This window comes from Delftia sp. Lp-1, from assembly GCF_020523835.1.
Classification (GTDB): domain Bacteria; phylum Pseudomonadota; class Gammaproteobacteria; order Burkholderiales; family Burkholderiaceae_C; genus Comamonas; species Comamonas acidovorans.
The window spans coordinates 1,038,144-1,064,788 of record NZ_JAJALJ010000001.1; the positions used below are offsets into that span (position 1 = coordinate 1,038,144).

Genomic DNA, 26,645 nt, shown 5'->3' on the forward strand with positions numbered 1-26,645 from the left:
ACACCATGAACCTATCCAAATTCTTCATTGACCGGCCGATCTTCGCAGGCGTGCTTTCGCTGCTGATGCTGATCGCCGGCCTGATCGCCATGGGCGGGCTGCCGATCTCGGAATACCCCGAGGTCGCGCCGCCGTCCGTGGTGGTGCGCGCCCAGTACCCGGGCGCCAATCCCAAGGTGATCGCCGAGACCGTGGCCACGCCGCTGGAAGAGCAGATCAACGGCGTCGAAGGCATGCTCTACATGGGCAGCCAGGCCACCAGCGACGGCGTGATGACGCTGACCGTCACCTTCCGCCTGGGCACCGACCCCGACAAGGCGCAGCAGATGGTGCAAAACCGCGTCTCGCAGGCCGAGCCGCGCCTGCCCGAGGAGGTGCGCCGCCTGGGCATCACCACGGTCAAGAGCGCACCCGACCTGACCATGGTGGTGCACCTGGTCTCGCCCAACCAGCGCTATGACATCAACTACCTGCGCAACTACGCGGTGCTGAACGTGAAGGACCCGCTGGCGCGCATCGAGGGCGTAGGCCAGATCCAGATCTTCGGCGGCGGCGACTACGCCATGCGCGTGTGGCTGGACCCGCAGAAGGTGGCGCAGCGCGGCCTGTCGGCCAGCGATGTGGTGGCCGCCATCCGCGGCCAGAACGTGCAGGCTGCGGCCGGCGTGGTCGGCGCCTCGCCGGGGCTGCCGGGCGTGGACATGCAACTGTCCATCAACGCCCAGGGCCGCCTGCAAAGCGAGGAGGACTTCGGCGACATCATCGTCAAGAGCGGCTCCGACGGCGCCGTGACCCGCCTGCGCGACATCGGCCGCCTGGAGATGGGCGCGGCCGACTATTCGCTGCGCTCGCTGCTGAACAACGACCCGGCCGTGGGCATGGGCGTGTTCCAGGCGCCGGGCTCCAATGCGCTGGAAATCTCGGCCAACGTGCGCAAGACCATGGAGGCCCTGAACAAGAACATGCCCGAGGGCCTGGAGTACCGCATCGCCTACGACCCCACGCAGTTCGTGCGCGCCTCCATCGAATCGGTGGTGCACACGCTGCTGGAGGCCATCGTGCTTGTGGTGCTGGTGGTGATCCTGTTCCTGCAGACCTGGCGCGCCTCCATCATCCCGCTGCTGGCCGTGCCGGTGTCGGTGATCGGCACCTTCGCCGTGCTGCATCTGCTGGGCTTTTCCATCAACGCGCTGAGCCTGTTCGGCCTGGTGCTGGCCATCGGCATCGTGGTGGATGACGCCATCGTCGTGGTCGAGAACGTGGAGCGCAACATCGAGGCCGGTCTCACGCCGCGCAACGCCACCTACCGCGCCATGCGCGAAGTGTCCGGCCCCATCATCGCCATCGCCCTGGTGCTGGTGGCGGTGTTCGTGCCGCTGGCCTTCATCAGCGGCCTCACGGGCCAGTTCTACAAGCAGTTCGCGGTGACGATCGCCATCTCCACGGTGATCTCGGCCATCAACTCGCTGACGCTGTCGCCCGCGCTGGCGGCCCTGCTGCTGCGCGGCCACGATGCGCCCAAGGACGCGCTGACGCGCGGCATGGACCGGGCCTTCGGCTGGCTGTTTCGCGGCTTCAACCGCATGTTCCACCGGGGCTCCGAGGCCTACAGCGACGGCGTGGGCCGCGTGATCTCGCGCAAGGCGCTGATGCTGGCCATCTACCTGGCGCTGATCGCCGTGACCTTCGGCCTGTTCAAGGCCGTGCCTTCGGGCTTCGTGCCCGCGCAGGACAAGCAGTACCTGATCGGCTTTGCCCAACTGCCCGACGGCGCCACGCTGGACCGCACGGACGAGGTGATCCGCCGCATGGGCGAGATCATGAAGGACAACCCCAACGTGGAGGACACCATCGCCTTCCCGGGCCTGTCCATCAACGGCTTCACCAATAGCTCCAACTCGGGCATCGTCTTCGCCACGCTCAAGCCCTTTGATGAGCGCAAGCGCGCCGACCAGAGCGGCGGCGCCGTGGCCGGCCAGCTCAACCAGGCCTTCGCAGGCATCCAGGACGCCTTCATCGTCATGTTCCCGCCGCCACCCGTGGCGGGCCTGGGCACGACGGGCGGCTTCAAGCTGCAGCTGGAAGACCGCGCCTCCCTGGGTTATGACCAGATGGACGCGGCCGTGAAGGCCTTCATGGCCAAGGCCTACCAGACGCCCGAGCTGACCGGCATGTTCACCAGCTGGCAGGTCAACGTGCCCCAGCTGTATGCCGACATCGACCGCACCAAGGCGCGCCAGCTCGGCGTGCCGGTGACGGACATCTTCGACACCATGCAGATCTACCTGGGCAGCCTGTATGCGAACGACTTCAACAAGTTCGGCCGCACCTACAGCGTCCGCGTGCAGGCCGACGCGCCCTACCGCGCGCGTGCCGAGGACGTGGGCATGCTCAAAGTGCGCTCCAGCTCGGGCGAGATGATTCCGCTGTCGGCGCTGATGAAGGTGGACTCCAGCTTCGGCCCCGAGCGCGCCATGCGCTACAACGGCTACCTCACGGCCGACATCAACGGCGGTGCCGCACCAGGCTTCTCTTCGGGCCAGGCGCAGGACGCCATCAAGCGCATCGCGGCCGAGACCCTGCCCAAGGGCATCGATTTCGAATGGACCGACCTGACCTACCAGGAAATCCTGGCCGGCAATTCGGCGGTGATCGTGTTCCCGCTGGCCCTGCTGCTGGTCTTCCTGGTGCTGGCCGCGCAGTACGAGAGCCTGACCCTGCCGATTGCCATCATCCTGATCGTTCCCATGGGCCTGCTGGCGGCCATGACCGGCGTGTGGCTATCGGGCGGGGACAGCAATGTCTTCACGCAGATCGGGCTCATCGTGCTGGTGGGGCTGAGTGCGAAGAACGCCATCCTGATCGTGGAGTTCGCACGGGAGCTGGAGTTCGAGGGCCGCACGCCCATACAGGCCGCCATCGAGGCCAGCCGGCTGCGCCTGCGCCCCATTCTGATGACCTCGCTGGCCTTCGTCATGGGCGTGCTGCCCCTGGTGCTGTCCACGGGCGCGGGCTCGGAAATGCGCCGTGCCATGGGCGTGGCCGTGTTCTCGGGAATGATCGGGGTGACGGCCTTCGGCCTGTTCCTCACGCCCGTGTTCTACGTGCTGATGCGCCGCCTGGCAGGCAACCGGCCGCTCAAGCAGCATGGGCCCGAGGTGGAGGAAGAGGCCCCTGCACATGCACCCGCCCATGGCCATGCCTCAGGTGGCGGCGCGCTGCCCATGCCCTCTGCTGCGCGTGGCGAGCATGAATGAGCCCACACCACAAGAACAGGAACCGATCATGAAGATCCCATCGCTTTCGAAACTGTCCAGGCGTCTGCTGCCCCTGGTGGCGGCGCTGGCCCTGGCCGGCTGCGCCAGCGTGTCCCAGAGCCTGCCCGAGCTGCCGGCCGCCCCCGCCTTCAAGGAGCAGGGCGCCGCGCCGCAGGCGGGCTGGACCCAGGCCCTGCCCGCCGAAGCCCAGGCACGCGGCCAATGGTGGCTGGCCTTTGCCGACCCGGCGCTGGACGCGCTGGTGGACAAGGCCACGCTGGACAACCAGAGCATCCAGGCTGCGGCCGCACGCCTGGCCGAGGCCCGTGCCCTGGCGCGCAGCGCCAATGCCGAGCGCCTGCCCCAACTGGGCCTGGGCGCAGGGGCCACGCGCGGCGCGGGGCTGGACAAGGCCTCGGGCACGCGGCCTGCCACCCTGGTCAATGCGGGACTGAACCTGTCGTATGAGGTCGATCTGTTCGGCCGCATTTCCCAGGCGGCCGACGCATCGAGGCTGGACGCCGAGGGCCGCGAAGCCCTGCTGCAAAGCACGCGGCTGGCCGTGCAGGCCGAGGTCGCGCAGACCTATCTGCAGCTGCGCGCGCTGGACGCCGAGCGCGCCCTGATGCGCGAGACCGTGGAGGCCTACCGCGACACGCTGCGCCTGTCGGAGCGAAGGCTGCAGGCCGGCGACATTGCCGAACTGGACGTGGCGCGCATTCAGGCCGAGCTGTCGGCCACCGAATCGGACGCGCTGGCACTGGACCGCCAGCGCGCCCAGGTCGAGCATGCGCTGGCCGTGCTGGTGGGTGACTCGGCCTCGCGCTTCGGCCTGGGCGAAGGCGCCTGGACCACGGCTCTGCCCTCCATCCCAGCCGGCGTGCCGGCCACGGTGCTGATGCGCCGGCCCGACATCTCGGCCGCCCAGCGCGCCGTATTCGCCGCGCAGTCGCGCGTGGGCGTGGCGAAGACGGCATGGTTCCCCAGCATCTCGCTGACCGGCGCGGCCGGCCACGCCTCGCCCGAGGTCGGTGACCTGTTCAAGTGGTCCATGCGATCCTGGGGCGTGGGCGCCTTGCTGTCGCTGCCGCTGTTCGACGGCGGCCGGCGCGAGGCCGGCGTGCAGGCCGCAGGCGCACAGCTCGATGCCGCGCTGGCCGCCTACCGCCAGCAGGCGCTGGTGGCCTTTCAGGAGGTGGAGGACCAGCTGTCGTCCATCCGCATCCTGCAAGAGCAGTCCACCGTGCAGGGCCAGGCCGTGGTGGCCGCCAAGCGTGCCACCAGCCTTTCGGACACGCGCTACCGCAATGGCTACGTCAGCCAGCTCGACCTGCTGGACGCTCGCCGCAGCGAACTGCGCAACCGCCGCCAGGCGCTGCAGGTGAAGTCCGCGCAGTACCAGGCAGCCGTGGGCCTGATCCGGGCGCTGGGCGGGGGCTGGGATGTTCCGGCTGACGCGCCGGCCGGCGAATCGGCGAACGTGCCGGTGGCCCAGGCCGCGCTGCGCTGAGCCGCCCTCAAGCCAGCACGTCAATGGAGCGGAACACGCGCTGCAGCACAGGGTCCGGGCTGTGGCGGCAGGCGTGGACCTGCTCCATGAGGTGGTGCACGAAGCGCTCGGCCACCCAGGGCAGGGGGCCGTGGCCGCGCTGGACCACGCCCACCGTGTGGGGCTCGAACTGCTCGCGCAGGGACAGTGGCACCAGGGTGCCCTGGGGCACGCCCGATTCGATCAGCGGCCAGGGGCAGAACGAGAGCATGTCGCTGTGCGCGATCAGGTGCAGCAGCAGCGATGCCGAATGCACCAGGTGGATGTGGCCCACGGGCACGGGCAGGCCATGGCGCAGGAACAGGCGCCGCACCAGATCGTCTTCTTCAGGCGGCGTGTAGTTGAGCAGCCAGTCGCAGTCCATCAGCTCGGCCAGCGAACGGGCGCCTGCCAGCGGGTGGCCGGTGCGGGCCACGACAGTGGCGTCATAGCGGAACAGCGGCGTGCCATGCAGGTCGCCGCCCGAGGGGCCCGAGGGCACGCGGCCGATCAGCAGGTCCAGCGTGCCTTCGCGCAGGCGCGGATGGGCCACGGCCGACAGGCCCTCGAACAGCTCCAGCCGCACCTGGGGCAGTTCGGCGCGGAAGGCGCGCAGCACATGGGGCAGCAGGCTCTGGCCCACCCAGGGCGTCACGCCCACGGACAGGCGCGCCACGGCGCAGGTGTCGCGCAGGCGGGCCATTTCATCCTCGGCCTGGGCCATCTGCCCGGTGATCAGCTGGGCATGGCGCAGCAGCGTGCGCCCGGCCGGCGTGAGGACGATGCCGCTGCTCTGGCGCTCGAACAGCGCAAGGCGGTGGCCTTCCTCCAACTCGCGCAGGGCCTGGGTGATGGCCGACTGAGTGATGCCCAGCGCGCGTGAGGCGGCGCGCACGCTGCCGCAGCCGGCCACGGCGACGAGGTAGCGCATCTGGTGCAGCTTCATGGCGGGACCGGCATCGGGGTGGGGCTGGGAATGCATGGGCCGATCTTGCAGGTTTCGTGCCATGTGTGCCATGCCCGTGATTGGCGCGTGCAGGTGTTCAGGGGATGACAGGCAATGCCTGGCAGGGCAGGCGCTGGCGGTCTTCCGCCCGCTGCCCACGCTTCCTAGACTGCGGGCATGAACATTGACCCGCCCGTTTCCACCACGGCCGAAGCCGCCGATCCGGTGCTTGCCGGCATACGCGCCACGCAGGCCGAGATGGTGGCCCTGCGCCATCACCTGCATGCCCATCCCGAGCTGGCCTTCGAGGAGTTCGCCACCAGCGACTTGGTGGCCGAGCGCCTGGCCTCCTGGGGCTACGAAGTGCACCGGGGCCTGGGAGGCACGGGCGTGGTCGGCACGCTGCGGGTCGGAGCAGGCACGCGGCGCCTGGGCCTGCGCGCCGACATGGACGCGCTGCCCATCCACGAGCAGACCGGCCTGCCCTATGCCAGCCGCCACGCGGGCCGCATGCATGCCTGCGGGCACGACGGCCATACCGCCATCCTGCTGGCCGCCGCGCGCGAGCTGGCCCAGGCGCGCGGCTTCGACGGCACGCTGCATCTGATCTTCCAGCCGGCCGAGGAGGGCCTGGGCGGGGGCCGCAAGATGGTGGAGGAAGGCCTGTTCGATCTTTTCCCCTGCGATGCCATCTTTGCGCTGCACAACATGCCGGGCTTTGCAGAGGGGCAGTTCGGCTTTCGCGAGGGCTCGTTCATGGCCTCGTCGGACACGGTGATCATCACCGTGCGCGGCAAGGGTGGCCATGGCTCGGCGCCCCACCTGTCGGCCGACCCGGTGGTGGCGGCGGCTCACCTGGTGCTGGCGCTGCAGACCGTGGTCTCGCGCAATGTCGATCCGCGCGACATGGCCGTGGTCAGCGTGGGCGCCATCCATGGCGGCGATGCACCGAATGTCATCCCCGGCGAGGTGGAGCTGCGCCTGTCCGTGCGCGCCTACCGGCCCGAGGTGCGTGCCCTGCTGCGCGAACGCATCACCGCGCTGGCCCATGCCCAGGCTGCCACGCTGGGGGCCGAGGCCGTGGTGGACTACCGCTGGCGCTATCCGGCCCTGGTCAACGACGCGGCCAGCACGGCCTTTGCCCGCGAGGTGGCGCGCGACTGGCTGGGCGAGCAGGGGCTGATCGCCGACCTGCAGCCGCTGACGGGCAGCGAGGACTTCTCCTTCATGCTCGAACGATGCCCTGGCAGCTATCTGATCGTGGGCAACGGCGTGGGCGACACGCATGGCACGGGCGGCTGCATGGTCCACAACCCCGGCTACGACTTCAACGACCGCATCCTGCCGCTGGCCGCCACTTACTGGGTGAAGCTGGCTCGGCGTTTTCTGTCCGCCGCCTGAGGCGCCGCGCCCGCACCGGATTCCCTTTCACGATCTCACCTACCCATCTGTGATTGCCACCATGCGCACTGCATTTCCTCTCTCCTCCGAGGCCCGCCAGGTCCTGAGCCGCCGCAGCCTTCTGGGCGCAGCCGCGCTGGGGCTGGCCTTGCCGGCTGCTGCCCAGGGCAGCTTTCCTGCCAAGCCCTTGAAGCTGGTCGTCGGATACCCGGCCGGTGGTTCGGTGGACCTGGCCGCCCGCGTGGTGGGCGATGCGCTGGCCGCGCGGCTGCGCGGCACGGTGGTGGTGGACAACGTGGGCGGGGCGGCGGGTGCCATTGCGGCCCAGCGCGTGGCCTCGGCACCGGCCGATGGCTACACGCTGCTGGTGGGGGCCAGCAACGAGCTGGTGGCCACGCGCATCGTCAACCCCGCGCAGCGCTACGACGGCCGCCGCGATTTCACGCCGCTGGGCCTGGTGGCCACCAGCCCGCTGATCCTGGCCGCACGCCCGGGCCTGGGCGTGAAGACCCTGGCCGAGCTGCTGGAGCTGGCGCGCCGCCAGCCCGGCAAGCTCAGCTACGGCAGCTCGGGCGTGGGATCGACCCTGCATTTCGCGGGAGAGCTGTTCAAGCAGCGCGCGGGTGTTTCCATCACCCATGTGCCCTACCGCGGCGTGGCGCCGTTGACCAGCGACCTGGCGGGCGGCAACCTGGACCTGGCCATGCTCTCGCCCACGGCAGCGCAACCGTTTCTGCAGAGCGGGCGCATCGTGCCGCTGGCGGTCACCAGCGCGCAGCGACTGTCCGCCTTGCCCCAGGTTCCGGCCATGGCCGAGCTGGCGCCGCTGCGCGGTTATGAATTGGTGGGCTGGTTTGCGCTGATGGCGCCGCGCGGGCTGCCCGCCGCCACCGCGCAGCGCATCACGGCGGCCCTTCAGGAGGCGCTGGCCGAGCCCGCCGTGCGCAAGCGCCTGGAAGATGCAGGCATGGTGCCCGCCTCGGGCCGCGAGGACCTGGCGCGCCTGATCGCCGAGGAAGACCGCAAATACGAGCAGCTCGCGGCCTTCGCGAACATGCGTGACTGACGGTGTTGACGGTGCTGACGGCAGCCGCGCAGGTTCAGCGACCGCGCAGGAACAGCGCGTCCAGCTCCTTCATGCTCATCTGCCGCCAGGTGGGGCGGCCGTGGTTGCATTGGTCGGAGCGCTCGGTGACTTCCATCTGGCGCAGCAGGGCGTTCATCTCGTCCAGCGTCAGGCGGCGGTTGGCGCGCACGGCGCCGTGGCAGGCCATGGTGGCCAGGATCTCATTGCGCGCGCGCTGCACCACGGTGCTGGCGTCGTGCTGGGCCAGCTCGGCCAGCACGCTGCGCGCCAGCTCCACGGCATCGCCCTGGGCCAGGGTGGCGGGCACGGCACGCACGGCCAGCGTCTTGGGCGAGAAGGGGGAAACCTCCATGCCCAGGGCCTGCAGCGTGTCGCCATGGGCCTCGGCCGTGGCCACTTCCTCGGGTGTGGCGGCGAAGGTGGCGGGAATCAGCAGCGGCTGGCTGGGGATCTGCTCTGCCGCGTTGACGGCATTCTTGAGCTGCTCGTAGACGATGCGCTCGTGCGCCGCATGCATGTCCACCACGACCATGCCCTGGGCGTTCTCGGCCAGGATGTAGACACCGTGGATCTGGGCGACGGCGCGGCCCAGGGGCCAGATGGTTTCCTCGGCAGCGGCAGGGGTGTCCGCTGCCGGGGGCGTGAGGTTCGCAGGTGAAGGCTCGGAGACAGCGGCTGGCTGGGGCTGTGCAGCGGGTGCGTAGCTGGCGGGCACATTGCCGGCAGGCCATTGCACGCCGGGCCTGTCCACCGCGACTTCGGCGGCACCGGCAGTCTGCATGGCCGTCTGTGCGGGAAGCGCCACCGGGGCCGGCGCGGCTTCGCGCATGGGAGCCCACAGGCCCGCCATGTTGCTGACCTTGTGGCCGCCCTGTTCATCGCCAAAGCTCATGCGCGCCTGGGGCCAGGCGGGAGCCGCCACCTTGGGCGCGGTGGCCGGTGCGGCAGGGGCCAGCTCCGGGGTGCGGGCGGCTTCCTCGGCGGCAGCGGCGGCGGCCGCCGCAGCGCGCGGGGCAGCCAGCGCGTTTTCTATGGCGTGGCGCACGGCCTGGTGCACCTCGCGGCTGTCGCGAAAGCGCACCTCGATCTTGGTAGGGTGCACGTTCACGTCCACGCGCGCAGGGTCGATCTCCACATACAGCGCATAGACGGGCTGCTTGTGGCCGTGCAGCACATCCTCGTAGGCGCTGCGCGAGGCGTGGGTCAGCACCTTGTCGCGCACGAACCGGCCATTGACGTAGCAGAACTGATGGTCGGGCCGGGAGCGCGCCGCATCGGGAACACCGGCGCGGCCCGTGACATGGACGGCGCCCGACCAATGCTCCACCGTCACGGAGTTCTGCACGAAGGCGTCGCCCAGCACATCGCCCAGGCGGCGCGCAAGGGCTTCGTCCGACATGCTGCCGGCGGCACGCCACTGCTCGACCAGCTTGCCTTCGTGCCAGATGGCAAAGCCCACGTCGGGCCGGGCCAGTGCATGGCGGCGCACGGACTCGATGCAGTGGGCCAGCTCCGTGGCGTCGCTCTTGAGGAATTTGCGGCGGGCCGGCGTGGAGAAGAACAGCTCCTTGACCTCGACCGTCGTGCCCTGGTTGCGGGCGGCGGGGCGCAGCTCGCCGCTGCGCGCATCGAGCAGGTAGGCCGAGTCCTGGCCCGCAGGGCGCGAGAGGATGGACGCCTCCGACACCGAGCAGATGGCCGCCAGCGCCTCGCCGCGAAAGCCCATGGTGGCCACGGTCTCCAGGTCGTGCAGATCGGTGATCTTGCTGGTGGCATGGCGGCGCAATGCCACGGGCAGCTCATCGCGCGGGATGCCGCCGCCGTCGTCCTCCACCGAGATCAGCCGCACGCCGCCGGCCAGCAGCCGCACGTTGATCTGGCGGGCGCCCGCATCCAGTGCGTTGTCCACGAGTTCGCGCACCACCGAGGCAGGGCGCTCGACGACTTCGCCGGCCGCGATCTGGCTGATCAGCTCGTCGGGCAGGTCGCGGATGGGGCGGCGGGGGAGGGTGTCGGAGGAGGGGATGGATGCGTTCACGCGGCAATTCTAGGGGCTGGCATCCACCGCTTGCGGGCTGTGGGAATGGGGTGTGGGGCGCCGGCGCCCGCAAAAAAAAAGGAGCCGCGAAAGCGGCTCCAAGAGGCGTCCCCGGCAACAAAGGCCGGAGCCGGGGGCACTCTTTGAATGAGGGTGGCTGCAGGGTCAGCGGCGGCGGCCTGCGCGGTCGCTGTTGCTGCCCATCTGGTTGCCGACCAGCGCACCGGCTGCGGCGCCGCCCACGGTGCCCAGCGTGGTGCCGAACAGCGCGCTGCCCAGCACGCCACCGGCCACGGCGCCCACGCCCGTGCCCAGTTGCGCATTGTTGGGACGGTGGGCGCAGCCGCCCATCGCGAGCGCGCCGGTCAGCAGGGCGGCGATGGCCAGGGTGCGGCCCATCGTGGAGCCGGACTGGCGTTCGGACTTGTGCGCGAAAGTGCGAAGGGTCTTGTTCATGGCTTGCTTCCTTGTGTCTTGGCGATGGTGGTGAGGCCGGGCCGGCATTGCCGACGGCATGGAAGCACTTTGCCTGCAAAAAGCTGACGCACTCATGAGTTTTTCGTAGAGTTTTATCAAGTTGTGTAACAAAACAAGCTTGATTTCAAGCATTTGTAGATTCCTGCAAGCGACGGTATGTGCGAGGGCGTGACCCGCTCCGGCTCGGCCGTGGGGGCATGTCGGCGAAGTACAGTACGGGCCGGTGCGGCGCCCGCCGCGGAGGACTCTCTTTTGGAAATCATTCAGTTCCTGATCGACTTCATCCTGCACATCGACAAGCATCTGGAGGCCTTTGTCGTGGCCTATGGACCCTGGGTGTATGCGCTGGTGTTTCTCATCGTCTTCGTGGAGACAGGCGTGGTGGTCATGCCCTTTCTGCCTGGCGACTCGCTGCTGTTCATCGTCGGCGCGCTGTGCGGCGTGGGCCTCATGGACTATTCGATCGCCTGCACCGTTCTGCTGGTGGCGGCCGTGCTGGGCGACCAGTGCAACTACACCATCGGCCGCTACATAGGGCCCAAGGTGTTCCAGTGGGAGGACTCGCGCTGGTTCAACCGTCGCGCCTTCGACCAGGCCCACGCGTTCTACGAGCGCTATGGCGGCATCACCATCGTGCTGGCGCGCTTCATGCCGTTCATTCGCACGTTTGCGCCCTTCGTGGCCGGGGTGGCCGCGATGAACCGGGGCAAGTTCACTGCCTTCAATGTGGGCGGGGCGATTGTCTGGGTGTTCGGCATCAGCGCAGCCGGCTATTTCTTCGGCAACCTGCCCTGGGTGCGCGAGAACCTGGAGAAGATCATCTGGGGCCTGATCCTGGTGCCGGGCCTGATTGCCATCTTTGGCGCCTGGCGCGCGGGGCGCGCGCCCAAGACGGCCGTCTGAGCTTTCCGCGCATAGAAAAAACCCCTTGCACCTTCACGGCGCAAGGGGTTTTTTCATGGAGCGGGAGTGGGGATCAACGGCGGTCGTTGCGCTTGCCCACCTCGTTACCGATCAGTGCACCGGCGGCTGCACCGCCCACGGTGCCTAGCGTGCTGCCGAACAGGGCATCTCCCACGACACCACCGGCCACGGCGCCTACGCCGGTACCGATCTGTGCACTGCTGGGATTGGTGGAACAGCCGGCAGAGAACAGGGCAATGGCTGCTGCGGCGGCAATGGAATAAAGGCGTGTCTTCATGTTCATCTCCTGTGATGGCCTGCCTTGTCGCCGTGAGTGGCGTATGGCGCAAGCACTGTGTGGAACATGTTTGCATGCTCTCATTCAGGGCTTGCGGCAGCGGTAGGAGATCTGCCCGAGCTGCCGCCGGGCGGCTCGGAAGTGTCGCGTCTTTGCCGTCCGACAGCGGCTGCGGGCGGCATCGCCCGCGCCCTTCGCCTGGCTCTGTCAGACGGAGCGGCTGCGTGCCAGCGGCGGGTTGTGCGCGAAGTAGTTGCGGATGCCGCGCATCAGCGCGTCGGCCAGTTGCACCTGGTAGGCGCTGCTGCGCAGGCGGGCCTCTTCCTCGGGATTGCTGATGAAGGCGGTTTCCACCAGCACGCTGGGAATGTCGGGCGCCTTGAGCACGGCAAACCCGGCCTGCTCCACGCGCGGCTTGTGCAGCTTGGCCATGTTGCCGATCTCGCCGAGCAGGGCGCCGCCGAGCTTGAGGCTGTCCTTGATCTGGGCCGTGGTGCTCATGTCCAGCAGCATGCGCTGCACATGCTGGTCCTGCGAGCCCATGTTCAGGCCACCGACGATGTCGGACTGGTTTTCCTTGTTGGCCAGCCAGCGCGCGGCCGTGCTGGAGGCGCCCTTGTCGCTGAGCGCAAAGACGCTGGCACCACGCGCGGCCGGCGTGGTGAAGGCGTCGGCGTGGATGCTGATGAAGAGGTCGGCCTGCACGCGCCGGGCCTTTTCCACGCGCGTAGCCAGGGGCACGAAGAAGTCGGCATCGCGCGTCATGAAGGCGCGCATGGGGCTGCCGCCGATGCGGGTGTCGTTGATGCGGTCGCGCAGCAGGTGGGCGATCTTGAGCACCACGTCCTTTTCGCGCGTGCCGCTGGGGCCGGTGGCGCCGGGGTCCTCGCCGCCGTGGCCGGGGTCCAGCGCCACGATGATGATGCGGTCGGTCTGGCGCGAGGTGGCGATGTTGGGCGCGGCAATGGGGGCAGGGGCCGGAACGGGCGCAGGCGCGGGAGGGCGAGGCGCCGGGGCCGGAGCGGAAGGGGAAGGTGCCTGTGCCACCACGGCGGGCGGTGCAGGCGTCTTGCCGCCGGAGCCGCTGCTGTGCTGGGCGATCAGGTCGCCCAACGGGTCGGGGGCTGGCGCCGTGGAGCCTGAGGGCCGGGGCAGCGGTGGTGGAGGCGGCGGCGGTGCCGATGCGACAGCGGTATCGTCGCCGGAGGCATCGCGCAGGCGCTCGCTGATCAGCGCCTCCAGCGGGTCCACGGCCTTGGCGGGGTACAGGTCGAACACCAGCCTGTGCTTGTAGGCCGCCACGGGCTGCAGCGTGAAGACCTGGGGCTTTGCGGGCTGCTTGAGGTCGATGACCAGGCGCACCACGCTAGGGGAGTTCTGGCCCACGCGGATGGAGGCGATGTTGGGATCGTCGGAGCGGACCTTGGCCACCAGTTCACGCAGCGCGGGATTGAGGTCGATGCCCTCGATGTCCACGGCCAGCCGCGGGGGCTGGTCCACGAAGAACTGCTTGGCAGCCAGCGGCCGGTCGGACTCAATGGTCACGCGCGTGTATTCGGGCGCGGGCCAGACGCGCACGGCCACGATGGTGGCTCCGTGCGCGATGTGCTGGCGGCCCAGCAGCAGCACGATGGAGCCCGCCTGCAAAAGATTGCGGCGCGACAGGCCGGACGGATAGGAGGAGGAGTTGGCGTCGCTCATGCCTTGAGTGCTTGGATCACGGCGCGTCCGACGGGCGTGCCGGCGAGCAAGGTCACCTGGCGCTGCGTCTCGTCGATTGCTTCGATATGAATAGCTATATCTGCCGCAGGCGTAAGCGCTGCGGCCTTTTCGGGCCATTCTGCCAGCTTGAGACCGGGGCTGGCGAAAATATCGCGAAATCCTGCATCCTCCCACTCGCGCGGATCATCGAAGCGGTAGAAGTCGAAGTGCCAGATGGCCAGGTCCGGCGCCTCATGCGGCTCCACCACGGCATAGGTGGGGCTTTTGATGCGGCCCTGCACGCCCAGTGCGCGCAGCCAGTGCCGCACCAGCGTGGTCTTGCCTGCACCCAGGTCGCCGTGCAGCGTGACGTAGGCGTTGCGCAGCGCGGGATGGTCTGCAAGCTGCTGCGCAAACCGCTGCGTGTCTTCCTCGCTGCCCCATATCCAGCGACGGCCCGCAGTTTCCGCATCCTGCGGCTGGGCGCTTTCTACAATCGAGGGAGTATGTTGTGCAGCAGTCAATTGGTTCCTTTGATGCAAGGCTGGGCCCGCGAGCTGGGATTTTCCCAAATTGGCGTGGCCGGCGTGGATTTGTCTTCTGCGGAGCCGGGTTTGATGCAGTGGCTGGCCCAAGGGTTCCATGGCGAGATGGACTATATGCAGGCCCACGGCCTGCGCCGCGCCCGGCCTGCCGAGCTGGTGCCGGGCACGGTCAGCGTGATCACGGCGCGCATGGACTACCTGCCGCGCGACACGCCTGCCGATGCGCCGGGCGCCTGGCAAGCGGTGGAGTGGGCGCGGCTGCAGCGGCCCGACGAGGGCATTGTCTCCGTCTATGCCCGGGGGCGCGACTATCACAAGGTGCTGCGCAACCGGCTGCAGAAGCTGGCCGAGCGCATTGCACAGGAAGTCGGCCCCTTCGGGCACCGCGCCTTCACCGATTCCGCGCCCGTGCTGGAGGCCGAGCTGGCCCGGCGCAGCGGCCAGGGCTGGCGCGGCAAGCACACGCTTGTGCTCAATCGCGAAGCGGGCTCCATGTTCTTCCTGGGCGAGATCTATGTGGACCTTGCGCTGGAGCCCACGGCGCCGGTGACCGCGCACTGCGGCAGCTGCGCGGCCTGCATCACGGCCTGCCCCACGGGCGCCATCGTGGCGCCGCACCGGGTGGACGCGCGGCGCTGCATCTCCTATCTGACCATCGAGCATGCGGGCGCCATTCCCGAGGAGCTGCGGCCGCTGATGGCCAACCGCATCTATGGCTGCGACGACTGCCAGCTGGCCTGCCCCTGGAACAAGTTCGCCCAGCCCAGCCTCCTGCCCGACTTCGATGCGCGCGAGGCCCTGTCCGGCGGGCAGCTGGTGCACTTCTTTGCCTGGGACGAGCCGACCTTTCTGCGCCTGACCGAAGGCAGTCCCATCCGGCGCATAGGCCATGCGCGCTGGCTGCGCAATGTGGCCGTGGCGCTGGGCAATGCCTGGCGTGACACCGGCAACGCGGCATTGCAGCAGGCGCTGTCCAGCCGCGCCGAACATCCGGACGCCCTGGTGCGCGAGCACGTAGCCTGGGCGCTGTCGCAAAGATCGGATTGAGCTGATAAGACCAGGGCGCTTGTGTGTGAAACAATTGTTGCGCTCTGTCGGAGTGCCCCCCGGCGGCCTGTTGCGGGCCACTGCCCTTGAAGGCGCGGGGCCTGTGTGACTCAACATGATGTTTGATATGCGCGCAAAGCCTCCCCGCAGCCTGTCCCGCCTGCTGAACGCAGAACCGCTGACCCAGACCGCTGTGGCCGTCTGGGTGGGCCTGTGCTGCGTGCTGCTGGCCACGGTGGCGTACTGGACGGTGCTGGTGGACAGCCACCGCACGCAGCGCAGCTTTACCGAGTCCCAGTCCTGGCTGCGGGTGGGGCAAATGTCGCATGCGGTGTCGGTGCAGGTGCAGACCCTGCTGTCCGGCCTGGACTACACCATGCGCGGCCTGGAGTCCGACTTTGCCGGTGGCGATGTCGACGGGTTCCGGCGTGCCGTGCAGACCACGTTCGACGCCTACCCGGCCGGCACCTTTCTGCAGATCGCCGTGGCCGACGAGAAAGGGGACATCGTGTACTCCAACCTCCAGCAGGAGGCGCAGACGCGGGCTGCCAAGGTCTCCATCCGGGACCGCGAGCATTTCCAGGTGCATGCCAACCGCGAGAACATGGGCATGTTCATCGGCCGCCCCGTGCAGGGGCGTGTCTCCCACAAATGGACCATACAGCTGAGCCGCGCGCTGTACCGCCAGGGGCAGTTCTCGGGCGTGCTGGTGCTGTCGCTGTCGCCCGAATACATCTCGCGCTATTTCCAGTCCATCTTCGATGGCGCCAACGACGTCATCCTGCTGCTGCGCACCGATGGCGCCTACCTGGCGCGCTCGCAGGGGCAGGAGCAGGTGATGGGCCGCTCGGTCTCCGATGTGCGCGTGGCGCTGTTCGCACCGGCCCTGGAGCGCGGCACTTACGAGGCCGAATCGTCCGTCGATGGCGTGCAGCGCATGTATGCCTGGAGCCGGGTGGAGGGCTATCCGCTGATCGTCAGTGCAGGGCTGGACAAGAAAGCCATCTTCGAGTCGCTGGAGGCATCGCTGGAGCGCGGCCTGCTGCGCAACGGCATAGGCACGGCCGTGCTGCTGCTGGGCATGCTGCTGACGCTGTGGCTGGCGCGCCAGCGCCAGCTCAGCGAGCGCATGCGGCTGCAGGGTGAGCGGCGCTTTGCGCGGCTGGCGCAGGAGGTGCCGGGCGGGCTGTTCCAGTTCCGAATAGGCGCGGATGGACAGTTCCGGTTCCCTTTCACCAGCCCCGGATTCTTCGAACTGCATGGCGCCAAGGCCGATGCCGCCAGGTTTGCCGACCATGAACTGCTCAAGCGGGTCCACCCCGAGGATCTGCCGGCACTGGCGGCCTCGGTGCAGGCCAGCGTGGGCAGCAAGGGTGTCTGGGAGCACAAGTACCGCGTCTACGGCCCTGCAGGCGAGCTGCGCTGGCTGCATGGTCACGCCCGGCCGCAGCAGGAGGAAGACGGCTCCCTGCTGTGGCATGGCTATGTGCACGATGTGACGCAGGACCAGGCCATGCAGGAATCCATACGCCACAGCGAGGAACGCCTGCGCCTGACCGTGGGCGCCGTGCGCGACGGCCTGTGGCAGTGGGACTGCCGCAGCGGCCATGTGGAATGGGATGCCCGCTGCTACCAGATGCTGGGCTTCGAGGCCGCGCAGTTCCCCATGAGCTATGACGCCTTCTGCGCCATGGTCCATCCCTCGGACAGGGCGCGGATGCTGGCGCGGCTGCAGCGCCATGCCGAGGCCGGGGCCGACTTCCGCGTGGAGATGCGGCTGCGCAGCTCTGCCGACAGCTGGCTGTGGGTGGAGTCGCGCGGCGAAATCACCCAGCGCGATGCCGACGGCAAGCCCGTGCGCATGCTGGGGACGCACACCGACATACAGCAGCGCGTGGAGCAGTCCCGGCTCATCAAGGCCTTGCTGGACCGGGGAAGCGCCCTGATCGTCATGGCCGGTCCCCAGCGCGAAATCCTCTATGCCAACGAGCGCGCGGTGCAGACCTTCGAGATCGAGACAGACCGGCTGCCCGGCGGCGTGAACTTTCGCGCCCTGCATGTCAGCGACGAGAGCTTCGAGCGCTTCGGCCAGCTCTACGCACAGCTCAACGCACGCGGCACGGTGCGCACGGAATGGATTTTGCGCATGCCTTCGGGCTCGGGCCACTGGTTCGACATGCAGGGCTCGCTGCTGGACCCCGACGAGGACGACGGCCGCGTCATCTGGACCATGATCGATACCGACGCGCGCCGGCGAGCCGAGACCGCGTTGGCCGAGACCCAGCACCGGCTGGAGGCCATCATCGACCGCTTTCCCGCAGGCATTCTGGTCACCGACGCCCAGGGCCGCCAGGTGCTGGCCGCCAACCGCATGCTGGCGGCCGCGCTGCGGCTGGACATGGCGCCTGCCGCTCTGGTGGGGCTGGGCATGCCGGCGCTGATCCAGCTGCTGCCGCCTTCGGTGGCTGGCGTGCTCAGCGCGGGGCCCGTGGCTGGCCGGTCCCTGCATGCGCTGCCCGACGACCACTATGTGGAGATCGAGGGCATGCAGCTGCGCGACGGTGATCGCTCCATCGGCCACTGCTGGGTCTTCCACGATGCGACGGAGCGGCAGCAGCGCGAATCCCAGCTGGAGACCCTGGCGCTGACCGACGCGCTGACCGGCATTCCCAACCGCCGCGCCTTCATGGAGCGGCTGGCGATGGAGCTGGACCATCTGCGCAGCGGACTGGTGGCGCACTCCACGCTGATCATGCTGGACATAGACCACTTCAAGCAGGTGAACGACGGCTATGGCCATGCGGTGGGCGATATCGTGCTCAAGGAGCTGCTGGCCTCGGTGGCGCAGGAAATGCGCAAGGAAGACATGGTGGGCCGGCTGGGCGGCGAGGAGTTTGCCGTGCTGCTGTCCGACACCGATGCCGAGGTGGGCCTGCGCCGCGCCGAAAGCCTGCGCGAAACCGTTGCCGCGCGCGCCATCGATGCGGGCCTGGCCGGCGACCTGCACATCACCATCAGCCTGGGCGTGTACGAGCTGCAGTGCAGCGATGCCTCGGCCCAGGGCTGCCTGGAGCGTGCCGACGCCGCGCTGTACTACTCCAAGCGCAACGGCCGCAACCAGTCCACGCTGTGGAGCGAGCGGCTGCCTGCCATCGCGCGCTGATACGCGCTCATCCGGGCTGGTGCGGCGCACAGGCCTAGGAATTCACCCCGGTGAATTTTCAGAATCATCCAATGGCCTGATCGGGCCGCAATCCCGAAAATCCTGGGTTCATGCTGCCGCGTGGACCTGCCGCCTCTTGCCTGGCCCCAACACTCGGGTGCGGCCGACTCTCCGTGCAACCCATCAAAAAAAGAGGCTGCGCGCCGAGCGCAGGGCGAGGAATGTATGACGTACAACCGCTGGTCCACGGTGCATATCGCGCCGCTTTCGCGAGCGCAGTTCTGGAGCGATGCCAGCCGCGAGGCGCAGATGCCGCACACGCCCTTGGTCGCGCAGCCCGAGCGCTTCGAGGCCGTGCTGACATCGCGCGGCGTGGGCGCGGTGGTGCTCAACCGCATACAGATGGCGGCCGAACATGGCATGGAGCGCCTGCATGCCGATGGCCAGCGCGCAGGCCCGCCCTGCCTGCTGTGCGTGCTCTATGCCAAAGGTGGAGCCCAGGTATTCGCACCGGATGCACCTGACGTACCTGACCTGTCGGACGTGCCGGACGTACCGGACGTACCGGATGCCTCGGCGTCATCCGGGGAGCCGGGCATGGCGGTTGCGGGCAGGAGGCTGCAGGCACAACCCGGCCAGCTGTTCCTGCTGGACGAGCGGCGCGGCTACCGCATCTGGCAGAAAGAGGCCGTGGACCTGGTGGTGCTGGCCGTGCCGCTGGCACTGATTGATTCGCGTGGCGGCCTGGCTTCGCAACTGCTGGCACGCAGCCTGCCCGACTGTGCATCGCTTCAACTGCTGGTCCAGCAGATGCAATTGCTGGCCGCGTGGCAGGACCCCTTGCCCGAGGCCGAATCCGCCAGGCTGTCCGACTTGGTCATCAACACCGTGAAGACAGTGCTGCAGGCCAGCGCCGACATGGCGATGGCCCGACCCGGCGCGCCCATGCACGTGCTGTTGCGCAGGGTGCGCCAGCTCATTGCCCGCCAGTACCCGGACCCGGCGTTGGGGCCCGAGCGCGTGGCGTCCAGGCTGGGGCTGTCCGTGCGCTCGCTGCAATCCCAGCTGTCGCGCGAAGGCACCAGCCTCAGCGCCGAACTCATGGCCTATCGCCTGGAACGCGCCCATGCGCTGCTGCGTGGCACGGAGCCGGGAACGCTGGGCATCGCGGAGATCTCGCAGCACTGCGGTTTCAGCTCACCCGCGCATTTTTCCCGGCGGTTCAGGGCACGCTACGGCAGCACGCCGCTGGGGCTGCTGCGGGATGCGGAGGGCGGGGAGGGGGCCTAGGCAGGCTGGGCGGCGCCGCTCCCGGCGTGGCGTGCGCAGATCAGGCCGAGGATTTCGAACAGCATCTGCGCGCCCGCATGGGCGGTGTTGGTGGTGGCGTCGTAGGCTGGAGACACCTCGACCACATCGCCGCCCACGATGTGGATGCCGGCCAGGCCGCGCACCATGGCCTGTGCCTCGCGCACGGTGAGTCCACCGACCTCGGGCGTGCCCGTGCCGGGCGCAAAGGCCGGGTCCAGGCAGTCGATGTCGAAGGAGACGTAGACGGGCGCATCGCCCACCACCTCGCGTGCGCGGGCAATGACGCCGTCCACGCCCAGCGCGGGAAGCTCCTCTGCGTGGATCACGGTCATGCCCGACTCATAGGAAAACTCCCAGAGATATTCGGCTGCGCCGCGTATGCCGATCTGAATGGTCCGCGTGGGGTCGAGCACGCCGTCCAGCACGGCCTGACGAAACGGGCCGCCGTGGTGGAAGCGGCTGCCGTCGAAGGGGCCCCCGGTGTCGCAGTGGGCGTCGAAATGCACCAGGGCCAGTGGCCGCTCGCGGCCCAGCGCGCGCAATATGGGCAGGGTGATGGAATGGTCTCCACCAGCGGCCAGCGGAATCACGCCTGCCGCATGGATCTTCGCGAAGGTCGACTCTATGTCTCGGTGCGACTGCTCCAGGCTGTAGCGGCTGGACAGCGGCACGTCGCCGATGTCCGCCACGCGCAGCTCGCGTGTGGGAGTGGATCGAAGCACATGGTTGTACGGGCCCACGCGTTCGATGGAACGCAGGGCCCGGGGGCCGAAGCGGCAGCCGCTGCGGTTGCTGATGCCCAGGTCCATGGGCACGCCGATCAGCGCGGCCTGGAGGTCGCCGAAATCCGGGCGGCTCCAGTCCATGGGACGCATGGGCGCGTCCAGCAGCGTGGGCATGCCTGCGTAGGGTGCGTTGCGCGTGCCGCTGGCGTCGATGATGTGGGCGGCCACGGCGCGGAAATGCGGGTCGTGTATCACGGACTCGTTGGCGCCGCCGAAGCGTGCTCGCAGCGCCTGCAGCCTGTCTGGTGTGAAAAGCGTCATGTCGTCTCCGATTCAGTGCCGGGATCAGGATTGAATGCCCGACAGCGAACGCTGCTGCGTGCGCTGCGCCAGGCTGATGAGGATGAAGCTGGCCGTGCTCACGGCAAGGCTGGCATAGATGGGCGTGTTGGCGGCCAGGCCGTCCCTGACCATGAAGGCGACGGCCGTGGCGCAGCCCAGCAGCATGCTGGCGATGGCACCCGCCGTGGTGGCCCGGCGCCAGTAGATGGCGCCGATCAGCGGCACCAGCATGCCGCCCACGAGCAGGTTGTAGGCGGTGGTCAGGGCGTTGAGCACATCGTCCACCACCAGGGCGATGCCGAGCACGGCCAGCCCCACCAGCAGCGTCAGCAACCGGTGCCAGCGCACATCGACCAGCGGCCGGCCGCCCCGCAGCAGGGGCACGAGGTCCTCGGCCAGCACGGTGGAGCCGGCCAGCATGGCGGCGCTGGCGGTGGACATCATGGCCGCCAGTGCGGCAGCGATCACCAGGCCGCGGATGCCGTCCGGCAGGCTGGCCTGCACGATGGCGGCAAAGGCATTGTTGGCGTTGTCCAGGTCCGGCAGCAGCACGCGCGCTGTCATGCCCACCAGGGCGCCGACCAGTCCGTAGACCACGCAGTACACGCCGGCGAGGCTGCCCGCCACGGCGGCCACCCGTTCGCTGCGGGCCGTGAACACGCGCTGCCACACGTCCTGGCCGATCATGATTCCGAAGAAATAGATGACGAAGTAGGTGGCGATGGTGTCCCAGCCGATGTGGGTGACATCGAAGCTGGACGCCGGCAGTTGGGCAACCAGCTGATCCCAGCCGCCCACGCGGTACAGGCAGATGGGCAGCAGGATCAGCATCAGGCCCGCGGTCTTGATCACGAACTGCACGATGTCCGTCAGCGTCAGCGACCACATGCCGCCCACGGCCGAGTAGATGACCACGACGCCCCCGCCCACCAGGATGGAGATCCACAGCGGCAGGTCGAACAGCACCTGCATCACGGTGCCGATGGCGATCACCGACGTGGCCGCCAGCATCAGCGAGTAGGCCAGCATCACCAGGGCGCTGGCCTGCTTGGTGCGGGCGCTGTAGCGCCGCTCCAGCACCTGGGTCACGGTGCAGATGCGTAGCCTGAGCAGGGGCTTGGCCAGGAACAGGTTCAGCACCAGCAGGCCCGCGCCCAGCGCCGCGCAAAGCCAGAATCCGGAGATGCCGTACACATAGCCCAGGCGCACCGTGCCCACGGTGCTGGCGCCGCCTATCACCGTGGCGGCCATGGTGCCCATGTACAGGCCCGGCCCGAGGTTGCGGCCGGCCACGAGAAAGTCCTCCTGCGTCTTCGCGCGGCGCATGCCGTACCAGCCCAGTAGCAGCATGGCCGCCGCGTAGATCACCACGACCGAGATATCGAGCAACATGGTTTGTCTCCCTTTTGTTGCGGCCCTGTTGGCAGGGGCCTCTTGAAACAGCGGTATCCATGGAAGTGAATTCCCTGGCCCGTCCCTCTTGTTCTGTATTGCAGTCCCTCTTTGGATAATCCAGATGTGCTGCAACAGCCGTGGATGCTAGACAGCAGCCCGGATTGCATCCATTTCAAGTTCCATTTACAAACATCGATAAGAATCGATCTTTCCCGAGTGAAAACCCCATGCTCCATACCGTTTCAGACCTGGACCTGCGGCTGCTGCGCGTGTTTCTGGCCATCGTTGACGCGGGCGGCGTGTCGGCGGCGCAGGCCAGCCTTGGCGTAGGCCAGTCCACGCTCAGCAGTCAGCTGTCCACACTGGAGACGCGGCTGGGTTTCAGTTTGTGCGAACGGGGGCGCGGCGGCTTTCGCCTGACGGCCAAGGGCCGGCGCTTCGTCGATATGGCTCGCACGGCCCTGCAGGGACTGGAAGGCTTCAGTGCGCAGGCGCGCAACATGCACCGGCAGCTGGTCGGCAGCCTGGCCATCGGCCTGATCGGCAATGCGCCCATGGAATACAACGCGCTGATGGGGCGGGCCATACAGCGTTTTCGCCAGCGCGACGAGGCCGTACGCCTGTCTGTGCTGGTGCGCGGGCCGCGCGAGCTGGAGGAAATGCTGCTGCGCGACGAGCTCCAGGTCGCCGTGGGCTATTTCCTGCACCGCGCCCCGGCGCTGGAATACACGCTGCTGTTCAGCGAAAGGCAGGTGGCCTATTGCAGCGCCAGCCATCCCTTTGCCGCACGCGCGGGCCGCATCGGCGCGCAGGAGGCGGGCGAGGCCGACTGGACCTGGCGCACCTATCCGCTGCCGCAGGCACCGCTGACGGGGCGCCCGCGCCATGTCACCTCAGAGGCGGACAACATGGAGGCGGCGGCCATCCTCATCCTGTCAGGCGCCCACCTGGGCTACCTGCCAGAACACTATGCGGCGCCCTATGTGGCTGCCGGCCTGTTGCATGCGCTGGACGAATCCCTCTTCAGCTATGACGTGGACATCACCATGGTGGCCAAGAAGCGCGCACGCCAGGACGACATCACGGCCGCCTTCACGGACGACATGCGTGCCGTGCTGTAGGGGTGCCGTGGCACAGCGGCATCAGAACTGCAGCAGGCTCAGCGCAAACGGCAGGCTGAGCACGCCCAGCAGCGTGGACAGCGTGACCAGCCCCGCCACATACGAGCCGTTGTAGCCCATGCGCGCGGCCAGCACATAGCACGACGATGCGGTGGGCAGGGCAGAGAAGGCCATCAGGATCAGGGCCTGCGCACCGCTCAGGCCAAACGCCCGCACCATGGCATAGGCGATCAGCGGCTGCACCAGATGCCGCACGGCCAGCAGGCACACGGCCAGCAGCTTGCCGGCGGCCAGCGCGCCGAACTGCATGCCGGCGCCGGCCGACATCAGGCCCAGCGCGATGGAGGCTGCGCCTATGCGGGAGATCGACGGCTCGATCAGCGCCGGCAGCTTCAGCCCCAGCGCGCTGAACACCAGGCCCGACAGCGTGCCCACGATCAGCGGATTGCGCACCAGCTGGCCCAGGAAATGCTGGTTGCTCCCGCGCGCCATGGGCCAGACGGCCGCGATATTGCACAGCGGCACGCTCACGCCGATCAGCACCGAGATGAACAGCAGGCCCTCAGGCCCCGCCAGCCGGCTGGCCAGCGCCAGGCCGATGAAGGAGTTGAAGCGAAACGCCACCTGCACGGCGCCGGCATGCTCGCGCACATCGATGCGGCCGCGCAGGCCCGGCCACCAGGGCAGGCTGTAGGCCAGGGCAATGCCGACCAGGGCCGCGCACACGCCAGCGGCCAGCAAGTGGGAGGTGGCACCCCAGTCCACCGGGCTCTTGACGATGGAGTGGAACAGCAACACCGGGAACAGCAGGTAGTACACCAGTGCCTCCACTGCCTGCCAGACCGTGCGGTTGAGCTGTGTGAAGCGGCACAGCACGTAGCCAAGCACGATGAGCGAAAAATCGGGGAAGAGCAGCACGGCGTAGTTCACGGGGGCAGAGCATAAGCGCAACCCCGCAGTCGCCGCGTCTCCCGAGAAACCATGGCGCGAGGCTAGGGGTAAACACCGGGAAATCAGTGCTGCGACAAACTGTGACAACCGGGCCCCGGGCCTTAGCATCGCTGGGGTCCACACAGCCGATCCGAAAGCGCAGGTCCTGACGACCGTCAAGCGCGCAGCGGGCTCCAGGCCCCACCATGGCTGTTCCGTGGCAGCGTTTGCGAGCCTTCGTTTCGCAGACCATCCATCCGCAGGCACGGCCTTGCGGATGTCCATGAAACCTTCTTCGTCAACACGACCCCCAAAAGGAGATCTTGTATGAATCGTCGCAGCTGGATGGGCCTGACCCTGGTCCTCGCAAGCACCGGAGCCCTGGCCCAGGCCTATCCCACCAAGCCGATCAAGCTGGTGGTGCCCTTCGCCCCCGGTGGCACGACCGACATCATCGCTCGCGTGATCGCCGAACCCCTGACCAAGGAACTGGGCCAGCCCGTGGTGGTGGACAATCGCGGCGGCGGCGGTGGCGTGATCGGCGCCATGGAAACCGCGCGCTCGCAGCCCGATGGCTACAGCCTGGGCATCGCCACGGTCTCGACCACGGCGACCAACCCCGCGATCAACCCCAAGATCTCGTACAACACGCTGACGGACTTCACGCCCATCATCAACGTGGCGGCCACGCCCAACGTGATTGCGGTGAACCCCAAGTTCCCCGCCAAGGACTACAAGAGCTTCGAGGCCGAACTCAAGAAGTCCCAGGGCAAGTACTCCTATGCCTCCTCGGGCACGGGCGGCATCCAGCACATGCTGATGGAGCTGTACAAGAGCCTGACCAACACCTTCGTCACCCACATCCCCTACCGCGGTGCCGGCCCGGCGCTCAACGACGTGGTGGCGGGCCAGGTGCCCATGGTGCTGGACAACCTGCCCTCGGCCCTGCCGTTCATCAAGGACAACCGCCTGGTGCCCATCGTGGTGGCCGCGCCCCAGCGCCTGGCCGTGCTGCCCAATGTGCCCACCTTCAAGGAAGTGGGCCTGGAGCCGGTGAACCGCATGGCCTACTACGGCATCCTGGGCCCTAAGAACATGCCCAAGGACGTGGTGGACAAGATCAACGCCGCCGTGCGCAAGGTGCTGCAGGACCCGGCCGTGCGCAAGCGCATCGAGGACACGGGCTCCCTGGTCATCGGCAACTCGCCTGAAGAGTTCGCCAAGCAGATCAAGGACGAGTACGAGACCTACAAGAAGGTGGTTGCTCAGCAGAAACTCACGCTGGAGTAAGCACCGCATTGAGCGGTTGGCTCAGAACCCGAGGCTGCTTGCGGACCTCGGGTTTTTTCGTTGTAGGCTTGATGGGATGTCCCAAGTGCCTGTTGCTTCCATCGCTTCCCCATCGGCTGCCGAAGCCGAATCTGCTGCCGATCCTGCATCCTGGCCGGCGCCGCTGCCGGCCAGCCTGGATGCGCTGGACCTGTTCATGGATGCGCTGCTGCTGGAGGACGGGCTGTCGCGCAATACGCTGGCGGCCTATCGCCGGGATCTGACGGCCTGGGGGCGGTGGCTGGCGCACCAGCAGCCGCCGCTGGCGCTGGATGCGGCGGGCGAGCTGGAGCTGCAGGGCTATTTCGCGGTGCGGGTGGAGCAGACCAAGGCCAGTTCTTCCAACCGGCGGCTGACGGTGCTGCGCCGCTACTACCACTGGGCGCTGCGCGAGCAGCGCATTGCCGCCGATCCCACGGCACGCATGCTGGCGGCCCGGCAGCCGCCGCGCGTGCCGCATACGCTGACGCAGGCGCAGGTGGAGGCGCTGCTCAGGGCGCCCGATGTCGATACGCCGCTGGGCCTGCGTGACCGCGCCATGCTGGAGCTGATGTATGCCAGCGGCCTGCGCGTGAGCGAGCTGGTGGATCTGCCCTTGCATGGCATCGATCTGCGCTCGGGCGTGTTGCGCGTGACGGGCAAGGGGCAAAAGGAAAGGCTGGTGCCATTCGGCCAGGAGGCGCACTGGTGGCTCGAGCGCTACCTGGCCACGGCGCGTGGTGCCATCCTGGGCGGGCAGCGCAGCGATGCGGTCTTCGTGACCCAGCGCGGGGCTGCCATGAGCCGCGTGATGTTCTGGGTCATCGTCAAGCGCTGCGCGCAGGTTGCGGGCGTCACGGCACCGCTGTCGCCGCACACGCTGCGCCATGCCTTCGCCACCCACCTGCTCAACCATGGCGCAGACCTGCGCGTGGTGCAGATGCTGCTGGGCCATGCCGACATCTCCACCACCACCATCTACACCCATGTGGCGCGCGAGCGGCTCAAGGCATTGCACGCTTTGCACCATCCGCGTGGTTGATTGAGTGTGGAAGGTTCGCCGGTTTGGGTGTTTCTGCCGTTGAAATCGTCGAAGTGGCAAAGCCTGTCCCGGGGATATGC

Annotated in this window: 20 protein-coding genes; 11 read left to right on the forward strand and 9 right to left on the reverse strand. The window is 68.2% G+C overall.

Annotated features, from left to right (window positions below):
- Window positions 1-5 precede the first annotated feature (5 nt).
- Both LGR64_RS04570 and LGR64_RS04575 read left to right on the forward strand, forming a co-directional pair.
- The gene (locus tag LGR64_RS04570) at window positions 6-3,257 is read left to right on the forward strand and encodes an efflux RND transporter permease subunit (RefSeq protein ID WP_141834299.1); all 3,252 of its coding nucleotides are present in this window, start codon (window positions 6-8) and stop codon (window positions 3,255-3,257) included.
- A 28-nt stretch (window positions 3,258-3,285) separates the two neighbouring features.
- The gene (locus tag LGR64_RS04575) at window positions 3,286-4,767 is read left to right on the forward strand and encodes an efflux transporter outer membrane subunit (RefSeq protein WP_012206934.1); all 1,482 of its coding nucleotides are present in this window, start codon (window positions 3,286-3,288) and stop codon (window positions 4,765-4,767) included.
- Window positions 4,768-4,774: 7 nt separating this feature from the next.
- Here LGR64_RS04575 and LGR64_RS04580 read toward each other — a convergent pair whose 3' ends face one another.
- Complete coding sequence (locus LGR64_RS04580; RefSeq protein ID WP_096916762.1) at window positions 4,775-5,794, reverse strand: LysR family transcriptional regulator; 1,020 nt, start codon at window positions 5,792-5,794, stop codon at window positions 4,775-4,777.
- A 114-nt stretch (window positions 5,795-5,908) separates the two neighbouring features.
- Here LGR64_RS04580 and LGR64_RS04585 point away from each other — a divergent pair, with 114 nt between their 5' ends.
- Window positions 5,909-7,132: a M20 aminoacylase family protein gene (locus tag LGR64_RS04585; RefSeq protein ID WP_141834302.1), complete on the forward strand. Its 1,224-nt coding sequence runs from the start codon at window positions 5,909-5,911 to the stop codon at window positions 7,130-7,132.
- Between the two features lie 61 nt (window positions 7,133-7,193).
- Entirely contained in the window at window positions 7,194-8,198 is a 1,005-nt protein-coding gene (locus tag LGR64_RS04590; RefSeq protein ID WP_141834305.1) for a Bug family tripartite tricarboxylate transporter substrate binding protein, read from the forward strand.
- Between the two features lie 34 nt (window positions 8,199-8,232).
- Here LGR64_RS04590 and mutL read toward each other — a convergent pair whose 3' ends face one another.
- Together mutL and LGR64_RS04600 are read right to left on the reverse strand one after the other, a co-directional pair.
- Entirely contained in the window at window positions 8,233-10,257 is a 2,025-nt protein-coding gene (gene mutL / locus LGR64_RS04595; protein WP_141834307.1) for a DNA mismatch repair endonuclease MutL, read from the reverse strand.
- 165 nt (window positions 10,258-10,422) lie between these two features.
- Complete coding sequence (locus LGR64_RS04600; RefSeq protein ID WP_013801089.1) at window positions 10,423-10,713, reverse strand: glycine zipper 2TM domain-containing protein; 291 nt, start codon at window positions 10,711-10,713, stop codon at window positions 10,423-10,425.
- A gap of 273 nt (window positions 10,714-10,986) precedes the next feature.
- On the opposite strand from LGR64_RS04600, the gene LGR64_RS04605 reads away from it, so the two are divergent.
- Window positions 10,987-11,637: a DedA family protein gene (locus LGR64_RS04605; protein WP_141834310.1), complete on the forward strand. Its 651-nt coding sequence runs from the start codon at window positions 10,987-10,989 to the stop codon at window positions 11,635-11,637.
- 73 nt (window positions 11,638-11,710) lie between these two features.
- Here LGR64_RS04605 and LGR64_RS04610 read toward each other — a convergent pair whose 3' ends face one another.
- From LGR64_RS04610 to tsaE, 3 genes are all read right to left on the reverse strand, one after another.
- Window positions 11,711-11,935 (reverse strand): glycine zipper domain-containing protein, encoded by a 225-nt coding sequence (locus LGR64_RS04610; protein WP_012206927.1) that lies wholly within the window; start codon window positions 11,933-11,935, stop codon window positions 11,711-11,713.
- Between the two features lie 207 nt (window positions 11,936-12,142).
- A complete protein-coding gene (locus LGR64_RS04615; protein ID WP_230355019.1) occupies window positions 12,143-13,636 on the reverse strand; it encodes an N-acetylmuramoyl-L-alanine amidase in 1,494 nt (497 codons plus the stop codon).
- A complete protein-coding gene (tsaE, locus tag LGR64_RS04620; protein ID WP_034396474.1) occupies window positions 13,633-14,160 on the reverse strand; it encodes a tRNA (adenosine(37)-N6)-threonylcarbamoyltransferase complex ATPase subunit type 1 TsaE in 528 nt (175 codons plus the stop codon). The genes LGR64_RS04615 and tsaE overlap by 4 nt, the downstream gene beginning before the upstream one ends.
- A 12-nt stretch (window positions 14,161-14,172) precedes the next feature.
- Here tsaE and queG point away from each other — a divergent pair, with 12 nt between their 5' ends.
- The 3 genes from queG (at window position 14,173) to LGR64_RS04635 (ending at window position 19,681) form a co-directional block, all read left to right on the forward strand.
- Window positions 14,173-15,228 (forward strand): tRNA epoxyqueuosine(34) reductase QueG, encoded by a 1,056-nt coding sequence (queG, locus tag LGR64_RS04625; protein ID WP_230355020.1) that lies wholly within the window; start codon window positions 14,173-14,175, stop codon window positions 15,226-15,228.
- Between the two features lie 115 nt (window positions 15,229-15,343).
- On the forward strand, window positions 15,344-18,391 hold the full coding sequence (locus LGR64_RS04630; protein ID WP_328511960.1) for a diguanylate cyclase: 3,048 nt from the start codon (window positions 15,344-15,346) through the stop codon (window positions 18,389-18,391).
- A 225-nt stretch (window positions 18,392-18,616) separates the two neighbouring features.
- Window positions 18,617-19,681 carry a helix-turn-helix transcriptional regulator gene (locus LGR64_RS04635; RefSeq protein ID WP_230355022.1) on the forward strand — a complete coding sequence of 355 codons (1,065 nt, stop codon included), beginning with the start codon at window positions 18,617-18,619 and terminating at the stop codon, window positions 19,679-19,681.
- On the opposite strand, the gene speB is transcribed toward LGR64_RS04635, so the two are convergent.
- Window positions 19,678-20,748 carry an agmatinase gene (gene speB / locus LGR64_RS04640; protein WP_230355023.1) on the reverse strand — a complete coding sequence of 357 codons (1,071 nt, stop codon included), beginning with the start codon at window positions 20,746-20,748 and terminating at the stop codon, window positions 19,678-19,680. The genes LGR64_RS04635 and speB overlap by 4 nt on opposite strands.
- A 24-nt stretch (window positions 20,749-20,772) precedes the next feature.
- Window positions 20,773-22,161, reverse strand: a complete 1,389-nt coding sequence (locus LGR64_RS04645) for a sodium:solute symporter (RefSeq protein WP_034396462.1) — start codon at window positions 22,159-22,161, stop codon at window positions 20,773-20,775.
- 230 nt (window positions 22,162-22,391) lie between these two features.
- Here LGR64_RS04645 and LGR64_RS04650 point away from each other — a divergent pair, with 230 nt between their 5' ends.
- On the forward strand, window positions 22,392-23,285 hold the full coding sequence (locus tag LGR64_RS04650; RefSeq protein WP_012206919.1) for a LysR family transcriptional regulator: 894 nt from the start codon (window positions 22,392-22,394) through the stop codon (window positions 23,283-23,285).
- Between the two features lie 21 nt (window positions 23,286-23,306).
- Here the strand turns inward: LGR64_RS04650 and LGR64_RS04655 are convergent, their stop codons facing one another.
- The gene (locus LGR64_RS04655; RefSeq protein WP_185750996.1) at window positions 23,307-24,215 is read right to left on the reverse strand and encodes an AEC family transporter; all 909 of its coding nucleotides are present in this window, start codon (window positions 24,213-24,215) and stop codon (window positions 23,307-23,309) included.
- A gap of 327 nt (window positions 24,216-24,542) precedes the next feature.
- Here LGR64_RS04655 and LGR64_RS04660 point away from each other — a divergent pair, with 327 nt between their 5' ends.
- Window positions 24,543-25,505: a tripartite tricarboxylate transporter substrate binding protein BugE gene (locus tag LGR64_RS04660; RefSeq protein ID WP_012206917.1), complete on the forward strand. Its 963-nt coding sequence runs from the start codon at window positions 24,543-24,545 to the stop codon at window positions 25,503-25,505.
- Between the two features lie 76 nt (window positions 25,506-25,581).
- On the forward strand, window positions 25,582-26,565 hold the full coding sequence (gene xerD, locus LGR64_RS04665) for a site-specific tyrosine recombinase XerD (protein ID WP_012206916.1): 984 nt from the start codon (window positions 25,582-25,584) through the stop codon (window positions 26,563-26,565).
- The last annotated feature ends 80 nt before the right edge of the window (window positions 26,566-26,645 follow it).